The following is a 20537-nucleotide window of genomic DNA, read 5'->3' as shown; positions in this document are numbered from 1 at the left end:
CCCTGCGATGCTCGCGCGTCGTCGGCTTCGGGGTTCATGCCCGGATCACCGCCATCCTCGTCACCGTGAACTCCTCGATGGCGAACCGCGGCCCCTCGCGGCCGATGCCGGAGTCCTTCACCCCGCCGTAGGGCATCGTGTCGGACCGGAAGCCCGGTACCTCGTTCACGATGACGCCGCCGACCTCCAGTTCGTCCACCGCCCGGTGCGCCGTTCGCAGCGAGCTGGTGAAAACGCTCGCGTGCAGCCCGTAGCGGGACGCGTTCACCTGCTCGAACGCCTCGTCCACATCGGACACCCGGCGCAGGCACACGACCGGGCCGAAGATCTCCTCGTCCCAGCACGCCGCGCCGTCGGGCACGTCGGCGAGCACGGTCGGCCGGATGATCCCGTCCGCGAATTCGCCGCCGGCCAGCACGCGCGCGCCCGACGAGATCGCCCGCGCGATCCAGTCCATGACGCGTTCGGTGGCTCGTTCGTCGATCAGTTTGGACACACGCGTAGTTTCCTCGCGCGGATCGCCGACGACCACCTCGTCGAGCCGGGCCAGCAGGCGTTCGGCGAACTCGTCGGCGACCTGTTCGACCACCAGCACCCGTTGCACCGAGATGCACGCCTGCCCGGACGCGTAGAAACCGCCACGCAGCACGGCGTCGGTCGCCGCGTCCAGATCCGCGTCCTCGGCGACCACGAGTGCGGCGTTCGAACCCAGTTCCAGCAACGTTTTCGTGGGTGCCGCGTCCTTCGCGATCCGGTGCCCCACGGCGGCCGAACCGGTGAACGACACAGCTCCGACACGGGGATCGGTCACCAGCGTGGAGCCGACCTCGGCGTCTCCGGTCACCAGCTGCACCATCGACGGCGGCAGACCTGCCTGGCGCACGAGATGCACCAACCACAACGTCGCGAGTGGTGTCTGCGGCGCCGGTTTGACGATCACGGGGCAGCCGGCCGCGATCGCGGGCGCGATCTTGTGCGAGGCCAGCAGGAGCGGGTAGTTGAAGCCGGCGATGCCGACGACGACACCGATCGGTTTGCGTTTCCAGAACCCGGTGAGTCCTTCGCCGGAGGGCAACAGGTCGAGCGGCACGGTTTCGCCGTGCAGCCGGGACACCTCCTCCGCCGCGGCCTGCCAGGTCACCAGCGTGCGGGCGACCTCGGTACGGCAGTCCGACAGCGGTTTCCCGGTCTCGGCGACGAGCAGCCCTTCGAACTCGGCCTGCCATTCGGTCAGCGCCCGGCGCACGCCGAGCAGGACGTCGCGGCGCGTCCACGACGGCAGGGCGGCGGCTTCGCGTTTCGCCGTGACGGCCTCGTTGACCGCGATCCGGGCCAGTTCGGGTGTGCCGACCGGGGCGCGGGCGACAACGCCACCGTCATAAGGAAAAACGATCTCCTGGGTGTCTTGTGTGAACAACCACTCCGGACCGATCGGAAGGCCCGAAGGATAAGGGTCGAACATCATTGTCCTCCCTGCAATCTCGCGAGTTCCGCACGCAGGTTCGGGGCCGCGGCGATCAACTGACGCGTGTAGTCGTGCCGCGGACGGTCGTAGACCTCGGCGATCTCGCCCTGTTCCACGATTTCACCCGCGCGCATGACGGCGACCGTGTCGCAGACCCGTCGCACCACGCCCAGGTCGTGCGACACGAACACGAGCGTCAGCTCGAACCGGTCGGCCAGATCCGTGAGCAGGTCGAGAATCTGCTTGCGTACGGACACATCCAGCGCGCTCACCGGCTCGTCGGCCACCAGCACGCTCGGCCGCGGCGCGAGCGCGCGGGCGACAGAGATGCGCTGGCGCTGCCCACCGGAGAACTGATGCGGATACCGGCGGCCGGCATCGGCGGGCAGGCCGACCGCGTCGAGCAGTTCGGCCACGCGCACGTCGTCGGTGCGGCCGAGCGGTTCGCAGATGATGTCCCGCACGCGCATTCGCGGATCGAGCGAGCCCATCGGGTCCTGGAACACCACCTGCAGTTCCGAGCGCAGGAAGCCGAGGCGGCGTTCGGGCAGGTTGTCAATTCGCTTGCCCTGGAAGAAGATCTCGCCCGAGCTCGGCTGGTCCAGCGCCGCGAGCAGCCGCACCATCGTCGACTTCCCCGAGCCCGACTCGCCGACGATGCCGAAGCGCCGTCCGGTTTCGACGGTCAGCGAAACGCCCCGCAGCGCGTGTGTCCGCCGGTAGTGCCGGTGCACGTCACGAAGTTCGATCACGCCGCCTCCAGGTCCGACGCCGCGAGCAGCCGCCGCGTGTAGTCGTGCCGCGGATTCGTCAGCACCTCGCGCGTGGAACCTTCCTCGACAATGCTTCCCTCGTGCATCACCAGCAACCGCTCGCACACGCGCGCGACCACGGCGAGATCGTGCGTGATGAACAGCAGCGCCGCGGACCGCTCGGCGACGCCGGCAAGGATGAGATCGAGAACCTGCGCCTGCACCGTCACGTCCAACGCGGTGGTCGGCTCGTCGCAGATCAACAGTGCGGGGTCGTTGGCGAGCGCGATGGCGAGCAGCACGCGCTGACGTTGCCCGCCGGAAAGCTGATGCGGATAGCGGCCGCCGGTACCGGGCAGGCCCACCGAGTCGAGCAGTTCCTCCGCGAGCGCCTTCGCCTGCCGCCGGGACCTGCGCGTGTGCAGCCTTACCGACTCGGCGACCTGCCGACCCACGCGCATGAGCGGGTTGAGCGCGGTCATCGGCTCCTGGAACACCATCGCCATGTCGCGCCCACGCAGCTGTGACAGTTCCCGCTCGGATGTCCCGATCAACTGTTTCCCGTGGAACGTGATCGATCCAGTCGCGCGCAACCCCTCGGGCAGCAGGCCCATCAGCGCGGACGCGGTGAGCGACTTGCCGGAACCGGACTCGCCGATCAGGCCGACCCGCTCCCCCTCGCCGACCTCGAACGACACGTTCCGCACGAGGCCGTGCTCGTCGGTGAAGATCGTCAGTGCCTCGACGGAGATCATCGCCGCCCCTCCAGCCTGGGATCGAACCGGTCCCGAAGCCCATCCCCGAGCAGGTTGAACCCGAGCACCGCGACGGCGATCGCGACCCCGGGCACCAGCGCCAGCCGTGGCTGCACGGTCAGCAGTTCCTGCGACTCCTGCAGCATCCGCCCCCACGACGGCGTCGGCGGGCGCGTGCCGAATCCGAGGAACGACAGCGCGGCCTCGGCCAGTACCGCGATCGCGAACGACACCGAGCACTGCACGATCACCAGGCCCGCGATGTTGCGCAGCACGTGCCGCCGCGCGATCGACAGCCGCGACCGGCCGCCCGCGCGGGCCGCCAGCACGTACTCCGTGCTCATCACCTGCAACGTCGCCGAACGCGCGATGCGGGCGAACGACGGGATCGTCGCGATGCCGATCGCGATCATCGCGGTCACCGTGCTCGCGCCGTACACCGCGCCGAACATGATCGCCAGCAGCAGCGCGGGAAACGCCAGCACCAGATCGTTGACGCGCATGACCAGCTCGCCCAGCCACCGCTTCGACATCGCGGCGAGGATGCCGAGCGGTGTGCCGATGATCGCCGCGACGCCGACCGCGATCACACCCACGTAGAGCGTGCTCCGCGCGCCGACCATGATCTGGCTGGCGACATCGCGGCCGAACTTGTCGGTGCCGAACCAGTAGTCCGCGCTCGGGCCCGCCAGCCGCACCGCCGCGTCGACCTTGAGCGGATCGTGCGGCGTCCACACGAACGACACCAGTGCGGCCAGCACGACCAGCCCGACCAGTACCGATCCGATCCACAGGTTCCGGTTCATCGGCTACTCCGCAACCTGGGGTCGACGAGCACGTACGCCACGTCCACGACGAAGTTCACCAGCAGCACCGCCACCACCAGCACGAGCACGATTCCCTGTACCGAAAGCAGATCCCGCGAGGACACCGAGTCCAGCAGCATCGAGCCGAGGCCCGGCAACACGAACACCCGCTCCACCACGACCGCGCCGATCAGCAGCGTCGTCAACTGCAGTCCGAGCACCGTCACCACCGGCACGGCGGCGTTGCGCAGTCCGTGCCGCATCAGCGCCGGGTACGGCCGGAGCCCCTTCGATCTCGCCGTGCGCAGGTAGTCCTGGCCCAACGTGTCCAGCACCGCCGAACGCACATATCTCGTCAGCACCGCGCCCTGCACGATGCCCAGCGACAACGCGGGCAGCACGAGTCCGCGCAGGAACTCGCCGACGTCCTGGTTCGGCGGGGTCCAGCCGCCCGACGGCAACCACCGCAACTGCACCGCGAACACCTGCACCAGCAGGATTCCGGCGAGGAACGCCGGAATCGCCACACCCAGCTGCGACAGCCCGGAGATCGCCGTGCCCGGCGCGCGCCGGTGCCAGGTCGCGGCGAGCGTGCCGAACGGGATCGCGAGGATCAGCGCCACCAGCATTCCGGCGCCGACGAGCCACAACGTGACGCCGAGCCGGTCGATCAGCTGCGGTCCGATCGCCTCGCCGGTCACGTAGGACCGGCCGAAGTCGCCGTGCAGCACCCCACCCATCCAGCTGAAATACTGAGCCGTGAGTGGACGGTCGAGCCCGAAGTCGTGGCGCGTCTTGGCCAGCAGTTCCGGTGTCGCGCTGACGCCGAGCGCGACCTGTGCCGGATCGCCGGGCAGCACGGCCATGAAGGCGAACACCACGATCGAGGCGACGAACAAGCTCACCACGAAGATCGCCGTGCGGCGCACGATCGCGGTCATCGCTTTCCCAGCCCCGTCAGATCGAAGGATTCGCTGACCTGGTTGCGGGCCAGACCGGTCACCTTGTTCTTGGCGACCACCACGTTCGGGAACAGGAACAGCCAGTCGGCCGCCGCGTCCGCGGTGATCGTACTGGCGACCGCCTTCATGTCCGCGATCTGTTCCTGCTCCGTGCCGGCATCGGCCTGCGCGAGCAGTTGCCGCACCGTCGGATTGTCGTAGCCCCAGTAGTAGTTCGGATTGCCGAAGGTGGTGATGTCGCGGGCCTCCACGTGCTGCACGATCGACATGTCGAAGTCGTGGTCGGTGAACACCTGCTTGAGCCACACCGCGGGAAAGTCCAGCGGCTCGATCGTCACGTGCACGCCGATGTCGGCCAGATCGGACGCGACGACCTGCGCGGAGGAAACCGCGTAGGACAGGTTGGGAATCCGCAGCCGCAGCGACAGACTCGCCTGTCCCGCCTGGGCGAGCAGCGCCTTCGCCCGCGCCGGATCGTACGGGTAGTAGCCGGACAGGTCCTCGTACCACGGGTCGGTGGGCGGGACCATGCTGCCGATCAGCGTGCCGCGACCCGCCCACGCCGTCTCCAGCAGGGCCTTCCGGTCGATCGCCAGTGTCAGCGCCTGCCGCACGCGGGGATCGTTCAGCGGGGCGCGCTTTCCGTTGAAGGACAACACGACCTCACTGTTCGTGGTGCCCTGCAGCACGGTGAACCGGTTGTCGTTCTCGAACTGGGGAATCGAGTCCGGCGCGGAGATCGTGGAGATCACGTCGATCCCGTTGCTCAGCAGGGCGTTGTTCAGCGCCGTCGGATCCTTGATGTATTTGAGAATCACCGTCTTGTACGCCGGTTTCCGGCCCCAGTACGCGGGATTCTGCTGCAGCACGATCGAGTCTCCGCGGCGGCGCTGCGTCACCACGTACGGCCCGGTGCCGACCGGGGTGTTCGCCAGATCGGCCACTCCGGTGGGGCTGAACATCGCGCCGAGCCGGGTGGTCATGTCGAACAGCCAGCCGTTGCTGGGCTTTTTCAGCACCACCCTGGTGTGCAGCGGATCGACCACCTCGACGTGATCGACCACGTCCATTTTGGACTTGATCGAGATCGTCCAGTCGGTCTTCACGCGCTCGATGGAGAACTTCACGTCGTCGGCGGTGAACGGGGCACCATTGCTGAAGCGGACGCCGTCCTGCAGCGCGAAGTCGTAGGTCCGCCGGTCCGGGCTGACCGTCCACGACCGCGCGAGCAGCGGCACGACCTTGCCGCTGGCGTCGGTTTTCACCAGGCCCTCGTAGACGTTGTACAGCAGCGCCTGCGGAATCGCGGTGCCGTCGGTGTGCGTGAAGTCGAAGTTCGCCGGCTCGGCCGAGAAACCGACCGCGAGCGTGTCCGGGCCGCCGCTCACCGACGCGGTCGAGCCTGCGGAGCAGCCGGAGGCAACCAGCAGCAGCGCCAGCGCCGACGCCCAGGCGCGTACTTTCATACCCACGCTCCAAGCCAGTATGCTGGTCTGACCAGTAGCCTAGGTTTGCATTCGACGGGGAGCAAGGTCAAGAGGCCAATCATGTTCGAACCGGTCAGCGCGGTCCGCGCCTACGAGCGCGTCGTCGAGCAGATCGAGCAGGCCGTGCTCTCCGGCAGACTCCGGCCGGGCGAACGCCTGCCGAGCGAACGCGAGCTGATGGCACAGTTCGGCGTCAGCCGCTCCACGATCCGCGAGGCGCTGCGGGTACTGCAGTCCGACGGGCTGGTCCGATCGCGCGCCGGGGATCCGCGCGGCCCGGAGGTGCTCGGCGCGTCACCGGCGGCGCTGCGAAAGTCGCTCGACCGGCTGGCTCGCGCGGAATCGCTGGGGCTGGCGGAGCTGGTGCAGTTCCGGATGATCCTGGAGGGCTCGGCCTACCGGCTGGCCGCCGAACTGCGCACCGAGTCCGATTTGGACGAGCTCGAGGCCGCGCTCGCCGCGATGAGCGATTCGGATCAACCCGAGTTCAGCAGTGCGGACGTCGCGTTCCACGACATCGTGGCGCGGGCGAGCCGGAACTCGCTGATCGTGGTGTGCGCCAAGGTTGTGCGCGGGGTGGTGCTCGACCTGATCGAAGGCAAGCTGGAGAACACGGCGGACCGCGCGGCGCTGATGCGCGCGTCCGTCGCGCACCACACCGAGGTGCTCAACGCGGTACGCGACGGCGACGGACCGCTGGCCGAGCGGCTGGCGCGCCGTGCGCTGTACGACCACTACGCCGAGTACGTCCCGGCCGAGGACCGCGTCGTGCTGCGCCATCTGCTTGACCTCTAGTTAACTCGAGGTCTTAGCGTCGGAGCATGTCCTTCACGCAATACGAACTGGCGTATCTCAAATCCCAGTCACTGGGGCGGCTCGGCACGATCGGACCGAACGGGCCGCAGGTGCGGCCGACCGGGTTCGCGCTCAACGACGACGGCACGATCGACATCGGCGGACCGGACAACAGCAAGAGCCAGAAATGGCGCAACCTAGCGAAGAATCCGGCGGTCTCGTTCGTCGTCGACGACATGACCCCCGACGAGCCGGGCGCGGTGAAACCCGGCTGGGGTCGCGGTGTCGAGGTCCGCGGCCACGCGGAACTGCTCACCGGCATCGATCCCCCGTACGGCGGCGAGTTCTTCTCCCGCGAGGTGATCCGCATCCATCCGCACTGGATCCACAGCTGGCATCTGGACGCCGACGAGCTGAACAACCGCCGGAAAGTCGCTTAGCGAAGCGCCTGTTCCAGGTCACGCCAGAGGTCTTCGGGATCCTCCAGCCCGACGCTGAACCGGATCAGGCCGGCGGGCACGTGCGCGTCGCCCGACCACGCCGCCCGCCGTTCGAGCAGGCTCTCCACCCCACCGAGGCTCGTCGCGTGCACGATCAGCCGGACCGACGCGCACACCCGGTCCGCGCTCGCGGCGTCCGGCATCTCGAAGGCGATCATCGTGCCCTCACCGGGATAGCCGACCTTCCCGACCGCGGGATGTGCGGCGAGCCGCTCCGCCAGCAGCGCAGCGGTCCGGGACTGTTCGGCGAGGCGGACGGGCAGCGTGCGCAGGCCGCGCAGGGCCAGCCACGCCTCCAGTGCGCCCGGTGTGGCGCCGTTGCGGGTGCGCGCGGCGCGTAGTTCGCCCGCGAGGCCCTCGTCCGCGGTGATCGTCAGCCCGAGCAGCAGGTCACTGTGCCCGCCGATGAGTTTCGTCGCGCTGTGCACCACGATGTCCGCGCCGTGCGACAACGGCTGCCGACCCAGGGGCGAGGCGAAAGTGTTGTCCACGACCACCTTCGCGCGCTTGCCGGTGAGCGGCGCGACGTCGATCAGCTCCAGCGTCGGGTTCGTCGGGGACTCGATCCACAGCAGATCGGTCTCCGCCGCGGCCCGCGCCCAGCCCTCGGTGTCGGCGGGATCGACGCGCCGCACCTGGAGCCGCCCCATCTTGGCGGCGTGGTCGAGCAGGCCACGGGTTCCGGCGTAACTGAACGTGGGCACCGCGACCTCGGTACCGGCCGGGAACAGGTCGAGCACGGCCGCGACGGCGCCGATCCCGGAGGCGAAGGAGACCGCATGCCCGCCTTCGAGCGCGCCGATCGCCTCCTCCAGCGCGTTCCACGTCGGCGTTCCGTCCTCGCGCGAGTAGGCGAACTCGCCGCCCGCGACGTAGGTGCTCGCGGGCACGATCGGCGTGTTCAGCGGCTCCCCGGCACCGGTCGGGCGCCCGGCCACGATCGCCTTCGTCCGAGGGGACCAGTCCGTCATGCCGACTCCTCACACTGTTGTTACGGTGCACCATCCGATAACGAGGAGTATCCATGGCATTGGAAAAGCCCGTCGTCGACCGGCCCGACGGTCCGCCACCCGCCGAGCTGGAGATCACAGACGTGACGGTCGGTGACGGCCCCGAGGCGTCCGCCGGGCAGGTCGTCTCGGTGCACTATGTCGGCGTCTCACATTCCAGCGGCGAACAGTTCGACGCGTCGTGGGACCGCGGGCAGCCGCTGCGGTTCCCGCTCGGCCAGGGTCACGTCATCCCCGGCTGGGACCAGGGTGTGCAGGGCATGCGCGTCGGCGGCCGGCGCAAGCTGGTCATCCCGCCGCACCTTGCCTACGGAGAGCGTGGCGCGGGCGGCGTGATCAAGCCCAACGAAACGTTGATCTTCGTGGTCGATCTCGTCGAGGTCGGCTAGCGAAACCGTCGCGCGCTCTCCGCGAGCAGCGACACCATCGTCGCGACGTGGGCCGGTGGCCGGTCGCGGTGCACCGTGTAGATCTCGCGCACCGGCCGCCGTCCGCTCAGGTCGCGGACGACCAGCCCGCTCCGGTCAGCCGCCGTGAGCAGGCTGTCCGGCACGAAACTCACTCCGAGCCCCGCGCGCACGAGCGCGAGGATGCCCGCGTAGTCGCGCGTCTCGTAGGCCACCCTCGGCGCCACGCCGGTCTCGGCGACCAGGCTCTGGAAGCACACCCGGCTCGGCGCGCGGTCGTCGCCGGAGATCCAGTCGTCCTCGGCGAAATCCTCGAAGCGCAGGCGTCGGGCCGCGGCGCGGGGATGGTCGGCGGGCAACACCAGGCGAAGCCGGTCGGCCAGCAACGGTTCGCGCGCGAGCCCGCGCGCCGGCGGCAGCTCCACCCCGGGGTACCGGTGCGTGATCAGCAGGTCCAGCTCACCGGCCACGACCAGGTCGTACCCGTCCGGCGGTTCGAGGTCGGTCAGCCGCAGCCTGGTCCGCGGATGCGCCTCGCGGAAGGCGCGCATCGCGGGCGGCAGGAGCAGTTGGCCCGCGGTCGCGAAGGTGCCGACCGAGAGGTCCGCCGCCGGCAGCTCGCGTAGTTCCCGCACCGCCTGTTCGGCGGCCCGCAGCTCACCGGCGATCGTCTCGCCGTGGCCGACCAGCAGCCGGCCCGCTTCGGTGAGCGCGGCACCGGTCGCGCGGCGTTCCAGCAGCGTGCACCCGACCTCGCGTTCCAGCCTCGCGAGTTGCTGCGACAGCGCGGAGGGCGTGAATCCCATGCGGCGCGCGGCCGTCGCGATGGACCCGGCGTGCGCGACCTCGACGAGCACGCGCAGCCGTTCGGCGGTGATCACGCCGTAAGTATCGCTAATGTCGGCTTAGCGGAAAGCGTTAGCGGCTTATGGCTCGGCGGGGCCAGGCTGGAGCCATGACAGCCACTCTCGCGTATGACGTCGCCGCCGCGGCCGAGCGCCTCCGCCCCCACGTCCGGCACACGCCGCTGCTGCGCGCCGAGGTCGACGGCAAACCGGTGGTGCTCAAGCTGGAGCACCTCCAGCGGACCGGCTCGTTCAAACTCCGTGGCGCGCTCAACGCCCTGCTGACCGGCGAGCGGCCGGACCGCGTGGTGACCGCTTCCGGCGGCAACCACGGCATCGGGGTAGCGGCGGCGGCCGCGATCCTCGGCCTGCCCGCGACCGTCTACGTGCCCACGTCGGTGCCGGAGGGCAAGGCGCGGCGCATCGAAGGCGCCGGGGCACGGCTGGTCCGGGTCGGCGACCGCTATGCCGACGCCGCCGCGGCCGCGCACGAGGCGGCCGCGAAGCCCGGCGTGCGGTACGTGGAGGCGTACAACGATCCCGCCGTCGTCGCGGGGCAGGGCACGGCCGCGGCCGAGATCGTGCGCGACGCCCCGGAGGTGGACTCGATCGCGGTCGCGGTGGGCGGCGGTGGTCTCGCCGCCGGAGTCGCGCTGGGCGGCGGAGGGCGGCTGACGGTGGCCGTGGAGCCGGAGCACTGCGCCGGCCTGCACGCGGCGCTCGCGGCGGGCAAGCCGGTCGATGCCGAGGTGAACTCCGTCGCGTCGTCGGCCCTCGGCGCCACCCGGGTCGGCGAGGTGCCCTTCGAGGTCCTCTCGACTCACCCGGTGAGGTCGCTGCTGGTACCCGACGACGAGATCCTCGCCGCGCGCGACCGGCTGTGGGAGGAGTTCCGGCTCGCCGTGGAACCGGCGGCGGCGGTGTCGTTCGCCGCCTGGCTACGCGGAACGGTCCCCGGTGAACGACCATGCGTGATCCTCTGCGGCGCCAACACAGACTGGCTCCCGTAACAGAGCAATGTGACACACCCCACGTGGGCCGAGGTGACCACCGAAGGTGACCACCTCGAATGGCGAGACACCGCACCGTGGGGGCGTGGGGGCTCGGCCCCCACAACAAACAAGGAATAAGGGAAAGTGGCCAAAAGCCACTGAACAGGGTGGGCGAGGAGGGAGTTGAACCCTCACGTCCTTTCGGACACACGGACCTGAACCGTGCGCGTCTGCCATTCCGCCACTCGCCCGAGCGCTTCTCTCTGACAGCCCGCAAAGCGTATCAGGCGCGTTCGGGGGGTTTTACCGGGGGCCGTGTCGAGGGGCTCAGATCCGGATAGGATCGGGTGCGAAAGCACACGCATGAAGGAGGCACGGACCCCGGTGGGCCGCGTTGAACGGTTTGATCGACGCCTGGAAAGCCTGGTCGGCAACACCTTCGCGCGTATGTTCGGCGGCAATGTCGTCACTCAGGAAGTGGCGCAGGCACTCGAACGAGAAGGTGAGGAGAACGTACGTGAGCTGGCCGGGGGTAGGCTGCTCGCCCCGAACCACTACATCGTCTCGTTGGGTGCTGCCGACCATGACCGAATGGCCGGCGATGAGCAGCGGGTCACCAAGGTGCTTGCGGAAGCAGTGTCACAGCATCTCGCCGAGCACGGCTGGGACACCTATGGTGACGTCGTAGTTTCGCTCGAGCGCAACGAGGCACTGCATACTGGACAATTCAAAACCCGTTCATCCGTCGATCCGGACGCACATGCGCGTGGCGCCACGGACCCAGGACGGCCAGCACGACCCAGCAACGCAGGAGACCCAGCAATGAGCCAGCCCCCCGGCTACGGCCAATACGACCAGGGTGACCCGTACGGCCAGCACGGCGGCCAGCACGGTGGCCAGTACGGCTATGGACAGCAGGGACAACCCGGGTACGACCAGGGCGGCTACGGCGGCCAGCCGGGTTACGAACAGCAGGGCGGCTACGGCGCCCAGCCCGGCTACGAACAGCAGGGCGGCTACGGCGGTGCCCCTGGCACGCCCCCCGGTGGGTACGAGCAGGGCGGGTACGGCCAGCCCGGCTACGACCAGGGCTACGGCGCCCCGCAGCAAGGTGGCTACGACCAGGGTTACGGCGCTCCCCAGCCCGGTTACGAGCAGGGGTACGGCGCCCCGCAGGGTGGCTACGACCAAGGTGGCTACGGCGGCCAGCCCGGTTACGACCAGGGCTACGGTGCCCCCCAGCAGCCCGGCTACGGCGCCCCGCAGGGCGGTGGATACCCCCCGCAGGCCGCTCCGGACCCGTACGCGCAGCAGGGCTACGCCCCGCCCGCGGTGCAGGGCGGCAACCGTCAGCTGAACGCGACGCTCCAGCTGGACGACGGCTCCAACCGCAGCTACTCCCTCAAGCAGGGCGGCAACGTGGTCGGGCGTGGCCAGGACGCGGACTTCCGCCTCCCGGACACCGGTGTCTCGCGGCGCCACCTGGAGATCACCTGGGACGGCCAGAGCGCGACGCTCGCCGACATCGGTTCCACCAACGGCACCACCGTCAACGGCACGCCGGTTCAGACGTGGCAGCTCGCCGACGGCGACGTGATCCGGGTGGGCCATTCGTCGCTGGTGTTCCGCACCCAGGGCTGACCCACCAGCCAAACCAGCACCTGCTGTCTCCGTTGGCCGAGCCCCTGGGAAGCTGGTATCCCATGTCCCGCAGAATTGTCGGCGGGACACCGTGGCGCAACGGCGTCACGGGCGGGAGCACAGCAGAAGTCGGGAGCTGACACAACAGGTGCCAGAGCTGGTCGTTCAACTAACCAGAGTGGGATTCCTCGTCCTGCTCTGGTTGTTCGTGCTGGCCGCACTGCGGGTGGTGCGGTCCGATCTGTACGCGGCCTCCGGCCTCAAGGTGGCGATACCGGGGCTGCGCCGGAGCAAGGACAAGCAGAAGCCCAGGGGGTCGAGCAAGCAGCCCCGTCAGCTGATCGTCACGCACGGCGCGCTCGCGGGTACCCGGATCGCGCTGGACGGCAGGCCGATCACGCTCGGCAGGGCTGACGACTCCACCCTGGTGCTCGATGACGACTACGCGTCGACCCGGCACGCCCGGCTGATGCTGCGGGGAGCGGATTGGTACGTGGAAGATCTGGGATCCACAAACGGGACTTACCTCGACCGGGCTAAGGTCACTGCACCGCTGAGAGTTCCACTCGGCGTCCCCATCCGGATCGGTAAGACGGTGATCGAGCTTCGCCCATGACACTCGTCCTTCGCTACGCGGCTCGCAGTGACCGTGGCCTGGTGCGGTCCAGCAACCAGGACTCGGTGTACGCCGGCCCGCGCCTGCTCGCACTCGCCGACGGCATGGGTGGCCATGCCGCGGGTGAGGTCGCCAGCAAAGTCGTCATCGCCTCCCTCGCCCCGCTCGACGACGACGAGCCTGGCGACGACCTGCTGTCCCAGCTCAGAGAGGCGGTCTCAGGGGGCAACGCGGCGATTTCGGAGCTGGTCGCGAACGACCCCGACCTCGACGGCATGGGCACGACGCTCACGGCGATGCTGTTCTCCGGTTCCCGGATGGGCATGGTGCACGTCGGGGACTCGCGGGCCTACATGTTCCGCAACGGTCAGTTCTCCCAGATCACCCGCGACGACAGTTTCGTCAACGAACTGCTCGAACAGGGCCGGATCACCGCCGACCAGGCGGCCACGCACCCTCAGCGTTCGCTGCTGCTGAAGGCGCTCACCGGCCACGAGGTCGAGCCGAGCCTGACGGTGCGCGAGGCCCGCGCCGGCGACCGCTACCTGCTCTGCTCGGACGGGCTGTCCGGCATGGTCAGCGACGAGACGCTCGCCGAGGCGATCCAGATCCCCGATCCGCAGGACTGCGCGGACCGGATGATCGAGCTCGCGCTCAAGGGCGGCGGCACCGACAACGTGACCGTGATCGTCGCCGACGTCGTGGACGTCGACTTCGGCGAGGACGCCCCCATCGTGGGTGGCGCCGCCGGGGACGGCAGTGACGAGTACAACCACCAGGGCGACTCCCCCGCGGCCCGTGCCCGCGCGCTGACCGCGCCGCCCCCGCAACCGCCGCAGCTGGCCGAGCCGCCGCCGGATCCGAAGGCCAAGCGCCGCAAGCGCTGGCGCTGGATCGTCGGTGTCCTGCTGGTGCTCGTGCTGCTCGCCGCCGGCGCCATCGCGACCCGTTACTTCGTGCTCAGCCAGTACTACGTCGGCGAGGGCGCCAACTCCGAGGTCGCCATCTTCCGTGGCGTGCCTGGCAGCGTGCTCGGCATTCAGCTGCACCAGCAGGCGGAGGGTTCCTGCCCGCCGGGCAGCTCGCTGTGCGACGTACTGACCGTGCCGCAGCTGCAGCAGGACGCGCAGACCGCCGTGCGCAGCGGCGTGAAGAAGGACAACCTGCAGGCCGCGCGCGACTACATCAACAACTTCCTGCGCTACAAGACGCTCAAGGACTGCACGCCGCAGTCCCCGGAGGGCACCACCACGGCCACCGGCGGCACGTGTACGACCCCATCGGGTGGCGGTGGCTGATATGAGCCAGCCACCGTTGTCCGAGCAGGCCGCGGCGATCTACCAGACCAATCCGCAGCGGGAGCTGCCGACGCGACGGGGAACCGAACTCGGTCTGCTCGGTTTCGCGGCGTTCATCGTGACCTGCGCGTTCGTCCTGGTTCAGGCGAACCAGGAGCAGGAGCTCTCGTTCTCGATCATCTGGTACGGCCTGGCCTATCTCGCGTTGTTCGCGGTGGCACATTTCGCGGTGCGGCGATGGGCGCCCTACGCGGATCCGCTCATCCTGCCCAGTGTCGCGCTGCTCAACGGCATCGGCCTGGTGATGATCTACCGCATCGACCTGGCGATGGCCGAACGAGCCGCCCAGAGCGGTAGCGAGTACAGCGCGGTCGCCCCCAAGCAGGTGCTGTTCACCGCGCTCGCGCTCGCGTTGTTCCTCGCGGTGCTGATCCTGGTCAAGGACCACCGCACGCTGACCCGGTACGGCTACATCTGCGGTCTGGTCGGCGTGTTCGCACTCGCGTTGCCCGCGCTGCTGCCGAGCTCGTTGTCGCAGGTCAACGGCGCGAAGGTGTGGATCAAGCTGCCGGGTGTGTCGATCCAGCCCGGCGAGTTCGCGAAGATCCTGCTGATGGTCTTCTTCGCGTCGTTCCTGGTCGGCAAGCGTGACCTGTTCCGGGTCGCGGGCCGCAGGGTGCTCGGCGTCGAGCTGCCCCGCGCACGTGACCTCGGCCCGATCGTCATCGCCTCGCTGGTGGCGATGTGCATCCTGATGTTCGAGAAGGACCTCGGGCAGTCGCTGCTGCTCTTCGGCATCGTGCTGACGATGGTGTACGTGGCCACCGAGCGCGGCATCTGGGTCGCGGTCGGCTTCGGGTTCTTCGTCATCGGCTGCGTCATCGCCTACAACCTGTTCACCCACGTGCAGCAGCGCGTGGCGAACTGGATCGACCCGCTGGCCACCTACTACGACGCGGGTGGCGGCTATCAGGTCGCGCAGGGGCTGTTCGGTCTCGGCACCGGCGGGGTCGGCGGCACCGGCCTCGGGGCCGGGCGGCCGGACATCGTGCCCGAAGCCAACTCGGACTTCATCACCGCCGGGATCGGCGAGGAACTCGGCTTCATCGGCCTCGCCGCACTTCTGATGGTGTACCTGATCCTGGCGACGCGCGGCATGCGCAGCGCGCTGGCGGTGCGCGACACCTTCGGCAAGCTGCTCGGCTGCGGTCTGTCCTTCTCGATCGTGATGCAGGTCTTCGTGATCGTCGGCGGGGTGACCAAGCTGATCCCGATGACGGGTATCACCACCCCGTTCCTGTCCTACGGCGGCTCGTCGCTGCTGGCGAACTACATCCTGGTGGCGCTGCTGCTGCGCATCTCCGACGCGGCACGGCGCCCCTCGCCGAAGGCGCGGCCCCGCCAGCCACAGGCCCAGGCTCCGCTCGCGGAGGCCCACACCGTCATGGTGCAGCGGCCGCCGGCGGGCGGGACCCAAACGGGGAGTGCCGAATGAACAAGCCCATGCGCCGTGTCGGCATCGCCATGCTGGTCATGGTGACGCTGCTGCTGGCCAACATCACCTACATCCAGGTGGTGAAGGCCGACAGCTACCGCACCGACTCCCGCAACCAGCGCGTGCTCTACGACGAGTACGCCCGTCAGCGCGGCAGCATCATCTCGCAGTACGACGGCCAGGTGCTCGCCGACGTGGTGGCCACCAACGACAAGCTGAAGTTCCAGCGCCGCTACCTCAACGGGCCCATGTACTCGCCGGTCACCGGCTACTACTCGGTGAACTACGGCGCGGGCGGACTGGAGAAGTCCGAGGACGACATCCTCAACGGCTCCGACCCGCGGCTGTTCGTGCGGCGCCTTTCGGACATGGTGACCGGCCGCGATCCGCGTGGCGGCAACGTGCAGCTGACGATCAACCCGGCGGTGCAGCAGGCCGCGTACAACGCGATGACCTCCAAGGGCTACACCGGCGCCGTCGTGGCGATGAACCCGAAGACCGGCGAGATCCTGGCCATGGTGTCGACCCCGTCCTACGACCCGAACCCGCTCGCCTCGCACGACAGCACCGAGCAGCGCAACGCGTGGAACCAGTTCGCCAACGACCCGAAGAACCCGATGCTCAACCGCGCGATCTCGGAGACCTACCCGCCGGGTTCGACGTTCAAGCTCGTGGTGGCCGCGGCGGAGCTGGCGAACGGCGCCAAGCCGACCGACCAGGTGAGCACAGCGCCGAACGTGCAACTGCCCGGCACGAACGTGACGCTGGAGAACTACGGCGGCGAGACGTGCCCCGGCAACACCTTCGCCGACGCGCTCGCGCACTCGTGCAACGTGCCGTTCGCGACGTTCGCGGGCCAGCTGGGCGCGGACAAGCTGCGCCAGACGGCCGCGAACTTCGGCATCGGCATGACCGACCTGACGATCCCGCAGAAGGTCGCGGCCTCCGGCCTGGGCGCGCTGGACTCGACCGCCGCGCTGTACCAGAGCGGCATCGGCCAGCGCGACGTCCGGCTGACGCCGCTCCAGGACATGCTGATGGCCGCGACGGTCGCCAACGGCGGCATGGCCATGAAGCCGCAGCTGATCAAGAAGCTGCTCGCGCCCGACCTTTCCGACCTCGAGGGCTACACGCCGCAGGAGCTCACCGGCCAGCCCGCGATGTCCCAGGCCAACGCCGACATCCTCAAGCAGATGATGGAGGCCTCGGAGAACAACACCGCGGGCGGCGGCAAGCGCGCGAACGTCAAGATCGCCTCCAAGACGGGTACCGCCGAGCACGGCAACGACCCGAAGAACACCCCGCCGCACGCCTGGTACACCGCGTTCGCCCCGGCCGACGACCCGCAGATCGCGGTCGCGGTGATCGTCGAGTCCGGTGGTAACCGCGGGCTGGAGGCGACCGGTGGCACCGTGGCGGCCGAGATCGGCCGTGCCGCGATCAACGCCCAGCTCGGGGGTGGATAGCGGATGCTGTCCACCGGTCAGCTCGTGGCGGAGCGTTACCGCTTGGTCAGCCGGATCGCCGTCGGTGGGATGGGCGAGGTCTGGCAGGCCAGCGACACCCGGTTGGACCGCATCGTCGCCGTGAAGGTGCTGAAGGCCGAGCTTTCCGGGGACGCCGAGTTCCTGCACCGGTTCCGCACGGAGGCGCGCACCACGGCCTCGTTGAACCATCCCGGCATCGCCGCCGTGCACGACTACGGTGAGAGTTCGGCCGCGGCGGGCGGCACGACCGACGAGCCTTCGATCGCGTACCTGGTCATGGAGCTCGTCGAGGGCGAGCCGCTGGCCGGCATTCTCGCGCGCGAGGGCAGGCTGGCCGCCGACCGCGTGCTCGACATCCTGGAGCAGGCAGGCAACGCGTTGCAGGCCGCGCACGAACGCGGCCTCGTGCACCGCGACATCAAGCCGGGCAACATCCTGGTCACGCCCACCGGCACGGTCAAGATCACCGACTTCGGCATCGCGAAGGCGGCACACGCCGCACCCGTGACGAGGTCCGGCATGGTGATGGGCACCGCGCACTACATCGCGCCGGAGCAGGCGCTCGGCCACGACGCCGAACCCGCCAGCGACGTGTACTCGCTCGCGGTGTGCGGCTACGAATGTCTCGCCGGGCGCCGCCCTTTTCTGTCCGAGCATTCGGTGACCGTCGCGATGATGCACATCCGGGACCTGCCGCCGCCGCTGCCGCCCGACGTGCCACCCGGGGCGCGGGCCGTGATCGAGGCCACGTTGGTGAAGGATCCCCGGCAGCGTTATGCGACCGGTGGCGAGTTCGCGGCCGCGGTGGCCGCGGTTCGTGGCGGGCACCCCTTGCCTACGCCGTCCGGCCTGGTACAGGCTTACGCCCCGAACCCGATGGCGGCACCGATGGCGCCGACGGGCCCGAGTTCGCGTCCGTCGATGCAGCCGGTCAGTCCACCACCGATGGGACACCCGAGCGGCGTCGTACCGATGGCGGCCCCTCGGCGGCGGAACCTGACTCCGCTGTGGGTGCTGCTGGCGGTGTTGTTCGTGGGACTGGTCGTGGCCGCCCTGCTGCTCGTGCCTCGCTGGCTGAGCTCGCCAGGCGGCCAAAGACCGGATCCCCCGGCCCACACCGGCAACACGGTGCCCGGCGGGCTACAGGTCCCTCCCACCGTAGGAAGCTTCTACAGGGCATGATGAGCACACCTTGGACTGAATGGACAGGCTTTCCCCGATGAGCGCACCCAGATTGCTCTCCAATCGCTATGAACTGGGCGACACGCTCGGCTACGGCGGCATGTCCGAGGTTCACCACGGAACGGACGTCCGGCTAGGGCGCGAGGTCGCGGTGAAGATCCTTCGTGCCGATCTCGCCCGAGACCCCCAGTTCCAGGAGCGGTTCCGCCGCGAGGCCCAGAACGCCGCGGCGCTGAACCACCCCGCGATCGTCGCGGTGTACGACACCGGTGAGGCGCAGACCGAGTACGGCCCGCTGCCCTACATCGTGATGGAGTACGTCAACGGTCGCACGCTGCGTGACATCGTCAAGACCGAGGGTCCGATGTCGCAGAAGCGGGCGATGGAGGTCATGGCCGACGTCTGCGCGGCGCTGGACTTCTCGCACCGGCACGGCATCGTGCACCGCGACGTCAAGCCGGCGAACGTGATGATCACCAACCACGGCGCCGTGAAGGTCATGGACTTCGGCATCGCGCGAGCGATGCACGACGGCCAGGCCGCCATGACGCAGACCGCCGCGGTGATCGGCACGGCGCAGTACCTCTCGCCGGAGCAGGCACGCGGTGAGGGTGTGGACGCGCGGTCGGACGTGTACGCCGCGGGTTGTGTGCTCTACGAGCTCATCACCGGGGAGCCGCCGTTCACGGGTGACTCGCCGGTCGCGGTGGCCTACCAGCACGTGCGGGAGGACCCGAAGGCGCCGTCGTCGGTGAACCCAGCCGTGTCGCCGGAGCTGGACGCGATCGTGCTCAAGGCGCTGGCCAAGGGGCCGGCGAACCGGTACCAGTCGGCCGCGGAGATGCGGTCGGACATGGTGCGTGTGCTGTCCGGGCAGCGCCCGTCGGCGCCGATGGTCATGACCGCCGACGAGCGCACGCAGGTGCTGACCGGTGGCGGCCCGCCGGGGCACGCCGCCGACTACGAGGACTACGCCGGCGCCGACGAGGAGGATCCGAGCCGCCGTCGCCGCCGCCGGGCGTGGACCGCGGCCATCTTCGCGATCATCGGGATCGCCCTGATCGCGTTCATCGCCTGGCTCGCGGGAGCGTTCGACTCGCCGCCGGCCAACGCGTCGGTGCCCGACGTGAAGGGCCAGCAGCAGAGCATCGCGGAGCAGACGCTGCGCAACGCCGGGTTCACCAAGATCACTCCGGTGCAGGTGCCCTGCAAGATGCAGGAGAACGGGCAGCCGACCTGCAACAACCCGGACGACATCGGCCGCGCACTCGGCACGGACCCGGCGGCGGGCCGGTCGGTGAGCAAATCGACCGAGATCAAGCTGAACGTGGGCGCGAAGCCCACGCAGGTGGCGGTGCCGGACCTGAGCGGCAAGACACAGCAGGAGGCGCAGCAGGCGCTGACCGCGGTCGGGCTGTACCTGGACCAGAACGTCCAGGAGGTCGACGTGACCGACCCGAACTCCTACGGCAAGGTGGTCAAGCAGAGCGTCGGCGCGAACACCAACGTCGACGAGGGCACCACGGTCACCATCACGGTCGGCAAGACCCCGAACATGGTGCAGGTCACCGACTACACCGGTAAGCAGGTCGCGGAGGCCGAGGCCGGGCTGAAGGCCGCGGGCTTCAAGGTGTCGAAGCAGACGCAGGCCTCGGCCGCGCCGCAGGGCGAGGTCGTCAACCAGAAGCCCAACGCCGGGTCGGCGCCCGAGGGCAGCACGGTGACGCTGTGGGTGTCCGACGGTTCGCAGCAGCTGATCACCATGCCGAACGTGGTCGGCATGACGCCGGACCAGGCGCAGGCCGCGCTACAGGCCGCCGGCTGGGACGGTCAGGTGACCTACCAGGCCGACAAGGTCGCGAACAGGCAGCAGCAGGGCCTGGTCACCAGGTCCGCGCCGGCCGCGGGTACGCAGATGCAGAAGAGCCAGACGGTCACGTTGTTCGTCGGCGAGTCCGGTTCGGGTGGCAGCAGTTCGAGCAACAACCCGCCGACCTCGACCAGCGGGGGCCTGTTCCCCGGTCCCGGCGGCGGCTGATCCC

19 protein-coding genes and 1 tRNA gene are annotated in these 20537 nt (G+C 69.3%); 11 read left to right on the top strand and 9 right to left on the bottom strand.

The window, feature by feature from the left end:
• Positions 1-34 precede the first annotated feature (34 nt).
• Genes HFP15_RS10760 through HFP15_RS10735 form a run of 6 tightly spaced genes read right to left on the bottom strand, consistent with a single transcriptional unit; the run spans position 35 to position 6206 of the window.
• The gene (locus tag HFP15_RS10760; protein ID WP_168514218.1) at positions 35-1462 is read right to left on the bottom strand and encodes an aldehyde dehydrogenase family protein; all 1428 of its coding nucleotides are present in this window, start codon (positions 1460-1462) and stop codon (positions 35-37) included.
• Entirely contained in the window at positions 1462-2217 is a 756-nt protein-coding gene (locus HFP15_RS10755) for an ABC transporter ATP-binding protein (protein ID WP_168514216.1), read from the bottom strand. Before HFP15_RS10755 ends, HFP15_RS10760 begins: the two co-directional genes overlap by 1 nt.
• Positions 2214-2972, bottom strand: coding sequence for an ABC transporter ATP-binding protein (locus HFP15_RS10750; protein WP_168514214.1), 759 nt, complete (start codon positions 2970-2972; stop codon positions 2214-2216). Before HFP15_RS10750 ends, HFP15_RS10755 begins: the two co-directional genes overlap by 4 nt.
• Positions 2969-3778, bottom strand: coding sequence for an ABC transporter permease (locus tag HFP15_RS10745; protein ID WP_168514212.1), 810 nt, complete (start codon positions 3776-3778; stop codon positions 2969-2971). The genes HFP15_RS10750 and HFP15_RS10745 overlap by 4 nt, the downstream gene beginning before the upstream one ends.
• Entirely contained in the window at positions 3775-4719 is a 945-nt protein-coding gene (locus HFP15_RS10740) for an ABC transporter permease (protein WP_168514209.1), read from the bottom strand. The genes HFP15_RS10745 and HFP15_RS10740 overlap by 4 nt, the downstream gene beginning before the upstream one ends.
• Positions 4716-6206: an ABC transporter substrate-binding protein gene (locus HFP15_RS10735; RefSeq protein WP_168514207.1), complete on the bottom strand. Its 1491-nt coding sequence runs from the start codon at positions 6204-6206 to the stop codon at positions 4716-4718. The genes HFP15_RS10740 and HFP15_RS10735 overlap by 4 nt, the downstream gene beginning before the upstream one ends.
• A gap of 78 nt (positions 6207-6284) precedes the next feature.
• Between HFP15_RS10735 and HFP15_RS10730 the strand changes: the two genes are divergently transcribed.
• Positions 6285-7022, top strand: coding sequence for a FadR/GntR family transcriptional regulator (locus HFP15_RS10730; RefSeq protein ID WP_168514538.1), 738 nt, complete (start codon positions 6285-6287; stop codon positions 7020-7022).
• A gap of 26 nt (positions 7023-7048) precedes the next feature.
• Positions 7049-7462, top strand: a complete 414-nt coding sequence (locus HFP15_RS10725) for a PPOX class F420-dependent oxidoreductase (RefSeq protein ID WP_168514205.1) — start codon at positions 7049-7051, stop codon at positions 7460-7462.
• On the opposite strand, the gene HFP15_RS10720 is transcribed toward HFP15_RS10725, so the two are convergent.
• Positions 7459-8493, bottom strand: coding sequence for a trans-sulfuration enzyme family protein (locus tag HFP15_RS10720; RefSeq protein ID WP_168514203.1), 1035 nt, complete (start codon positions 8491-8493; stop codon positions 7459-7461). The two genes, HFP15_RS10725 and HFP15_RS10720, sit on opposite strands and share 4 nt — an antisense overlap.
• 53 nt (positions 8494-8546) lie before the next feature.
• Between HFP15_RS10720 and HFP15_RS10715 the strand changes: the two genes are divergently transcribed.
• Positions 8547-8921 (top strand): FKBP-type peptidyl-prolyl cis-trans isomerase, encoded by a 375-nt coding sequence (locus HFP15_RS10715; protein WP_168514201.1) that lies wholly within the window; start codon positions 8547-8549, stop codon positions 8919-8921.
• Here the strand turns inward: HFP15_RS10715 and HFP15_RS10710 are convergent.
• Complete coding sequence (locus tag HFP15_RS10710; RefSeq protein WP_168514199.1) at positions 8918-9820, bottom strand: LysR family transcriptional regulator; 903 nt, start codon at positions 9818-9820, stop codon at positions 8918-8920. The genes HFP15_RS10715 and HFP15_RS10710 overlap by 4 nt on opposite strands.
• Before the next feature lie 74 nt (positions 9821-9894).
• Here HFP15_RS10710 and HFP15_RS10705 point away from each other — a divergent pair, with 74 nt between their 5' ends.
• On the top strand, positions 9895-10794 hold the full coding sequence (locus HFP15_RS10705; protein ID WP_168514197.1) for a serine/threonine dehydratase: 900 nt from the start codon (positions 9895-9897) through the stop codon (positions 10792-10794).
• A 150-nt stretch (positions 10795-10944) separates the two neighbouring features.
• Here the strand turns inward: HFP15_RS10705 and HFP15_RS10700 are convergent.
• A tRNA-Leu gene (locus HFP15_RS10700) sits at positions 10945-11027 on the bottom strand.
• A gap of 133 nt (positions 11028-11160) precedes the next feature.
• Here HFP15_RS10700 and HFP15_RS10695 point away from each other — a divergent pair.
• The 7 genes from HFP15_RS10695 to pknB all read left to right on the top strand — a co-directional run bounded on the left by HFP15_RS10695 (position 11161) and on the right by pknB (position 20533).
• Complete coding sequence (locus HFP15_RS10695) at positions 11161-12417, top strand: FHA domain-containing protein (RefSeq protein ID WP_168514537.1); 1257 nt, start codon at positions 11161-11163, stop codon at positions 12415-12417.
• A gap of 148 nt (positions 12418-12565) precedes the next feature.
• On the top strand, positions 12566-13033 hold the full coding sequence (locus HFP15_RS10690) for an FHA domain-containing protein FhaB/FipA (RefSeq protein WP_168514195.1): 468 nt from the start codon (positions 12566-12568) through the stop codon (positions 13031-13033).
• Complete coding sequence (locus HFP15_RS10685; RefSeq protein WP_281355541.1) at positions 13030-14331, top strand: PP2C family protein-serine/threonine phosphatase; 1302 nt, start codon at positions 13030-13032, stop codon at positions 14329-14331. Before HFP15_RS10690 ends, HFP15_RS10685 begins: the two co-directional genes overlap by 4 nt.
• A gap of 1 nt (position 14332) precedes the next feature.
• Positions 14333-15826, top strand: a complete 1494-nt coding sequence (locus HFP15_RS10680; RefSeq protein ID WP_168514193.1) for an FtsW/RodA/SpoVE family cell cycle protein — start codon at positions 14333-14335, stop codon at positions 15824-15826.
• On the top strand, positions 15823-17292 hold the full coding sequence (locus HFP15_RS10675) for a peptidoglycan D,D-transpeptidase FtsI family protein (protein WP_168514191.1): 1470 nt from the start codon (positions 15823-15825) through the stop codon (positions 17290-17292). The genes HFP15_RS10680 and HFP15_RS10675 overlap by 4 nt, the downstream gene beginning before the upstream one ends.
• A 3-nt stretch (positions 17293-17295) precedes the next feature.
• Complete coding sequence (locus HFP15_RS10670; protein WP_168514189.1) at positions 17296-18495, top strand: serine/threonine-protein kinase; 1200 nt, start codon at positions 17296-17298, stop codon at positions 18493-18495.
• Between the two features lie 37 nt (positions 18496-18532).
• On the top strand, positions 18533-20533 hold the full coding sequence (gene pknB / locus HFP15_RS10665; RefSeq protein ID WP_168514187.1) for a Stk1 family PASTA domain-containing Ser/Thr kinase: 2001 nt from the start codon (positions 18533-18535) through the stop codon (positions 20531-20533).
• Positions 20534-20537: the final 4 nt, after the last annotated feature.

The organism is Amycolatopsis acididurans (assembly GCF_012328925.1).
In the GTDB taxonomy this organism is placed as follows: Bacteria; Actinomycetota; Actinomycetes; order Mycobacteriales; family Pseudonocardiaceae; genus Amycolatopsis_E; species Amycolatopsis_E acididurans.
The sequence above is the reverse complement of the archived record's forward strand: the minus strand, read 5'-3'. Positions and strand labels throughout refer to the sequence as shown.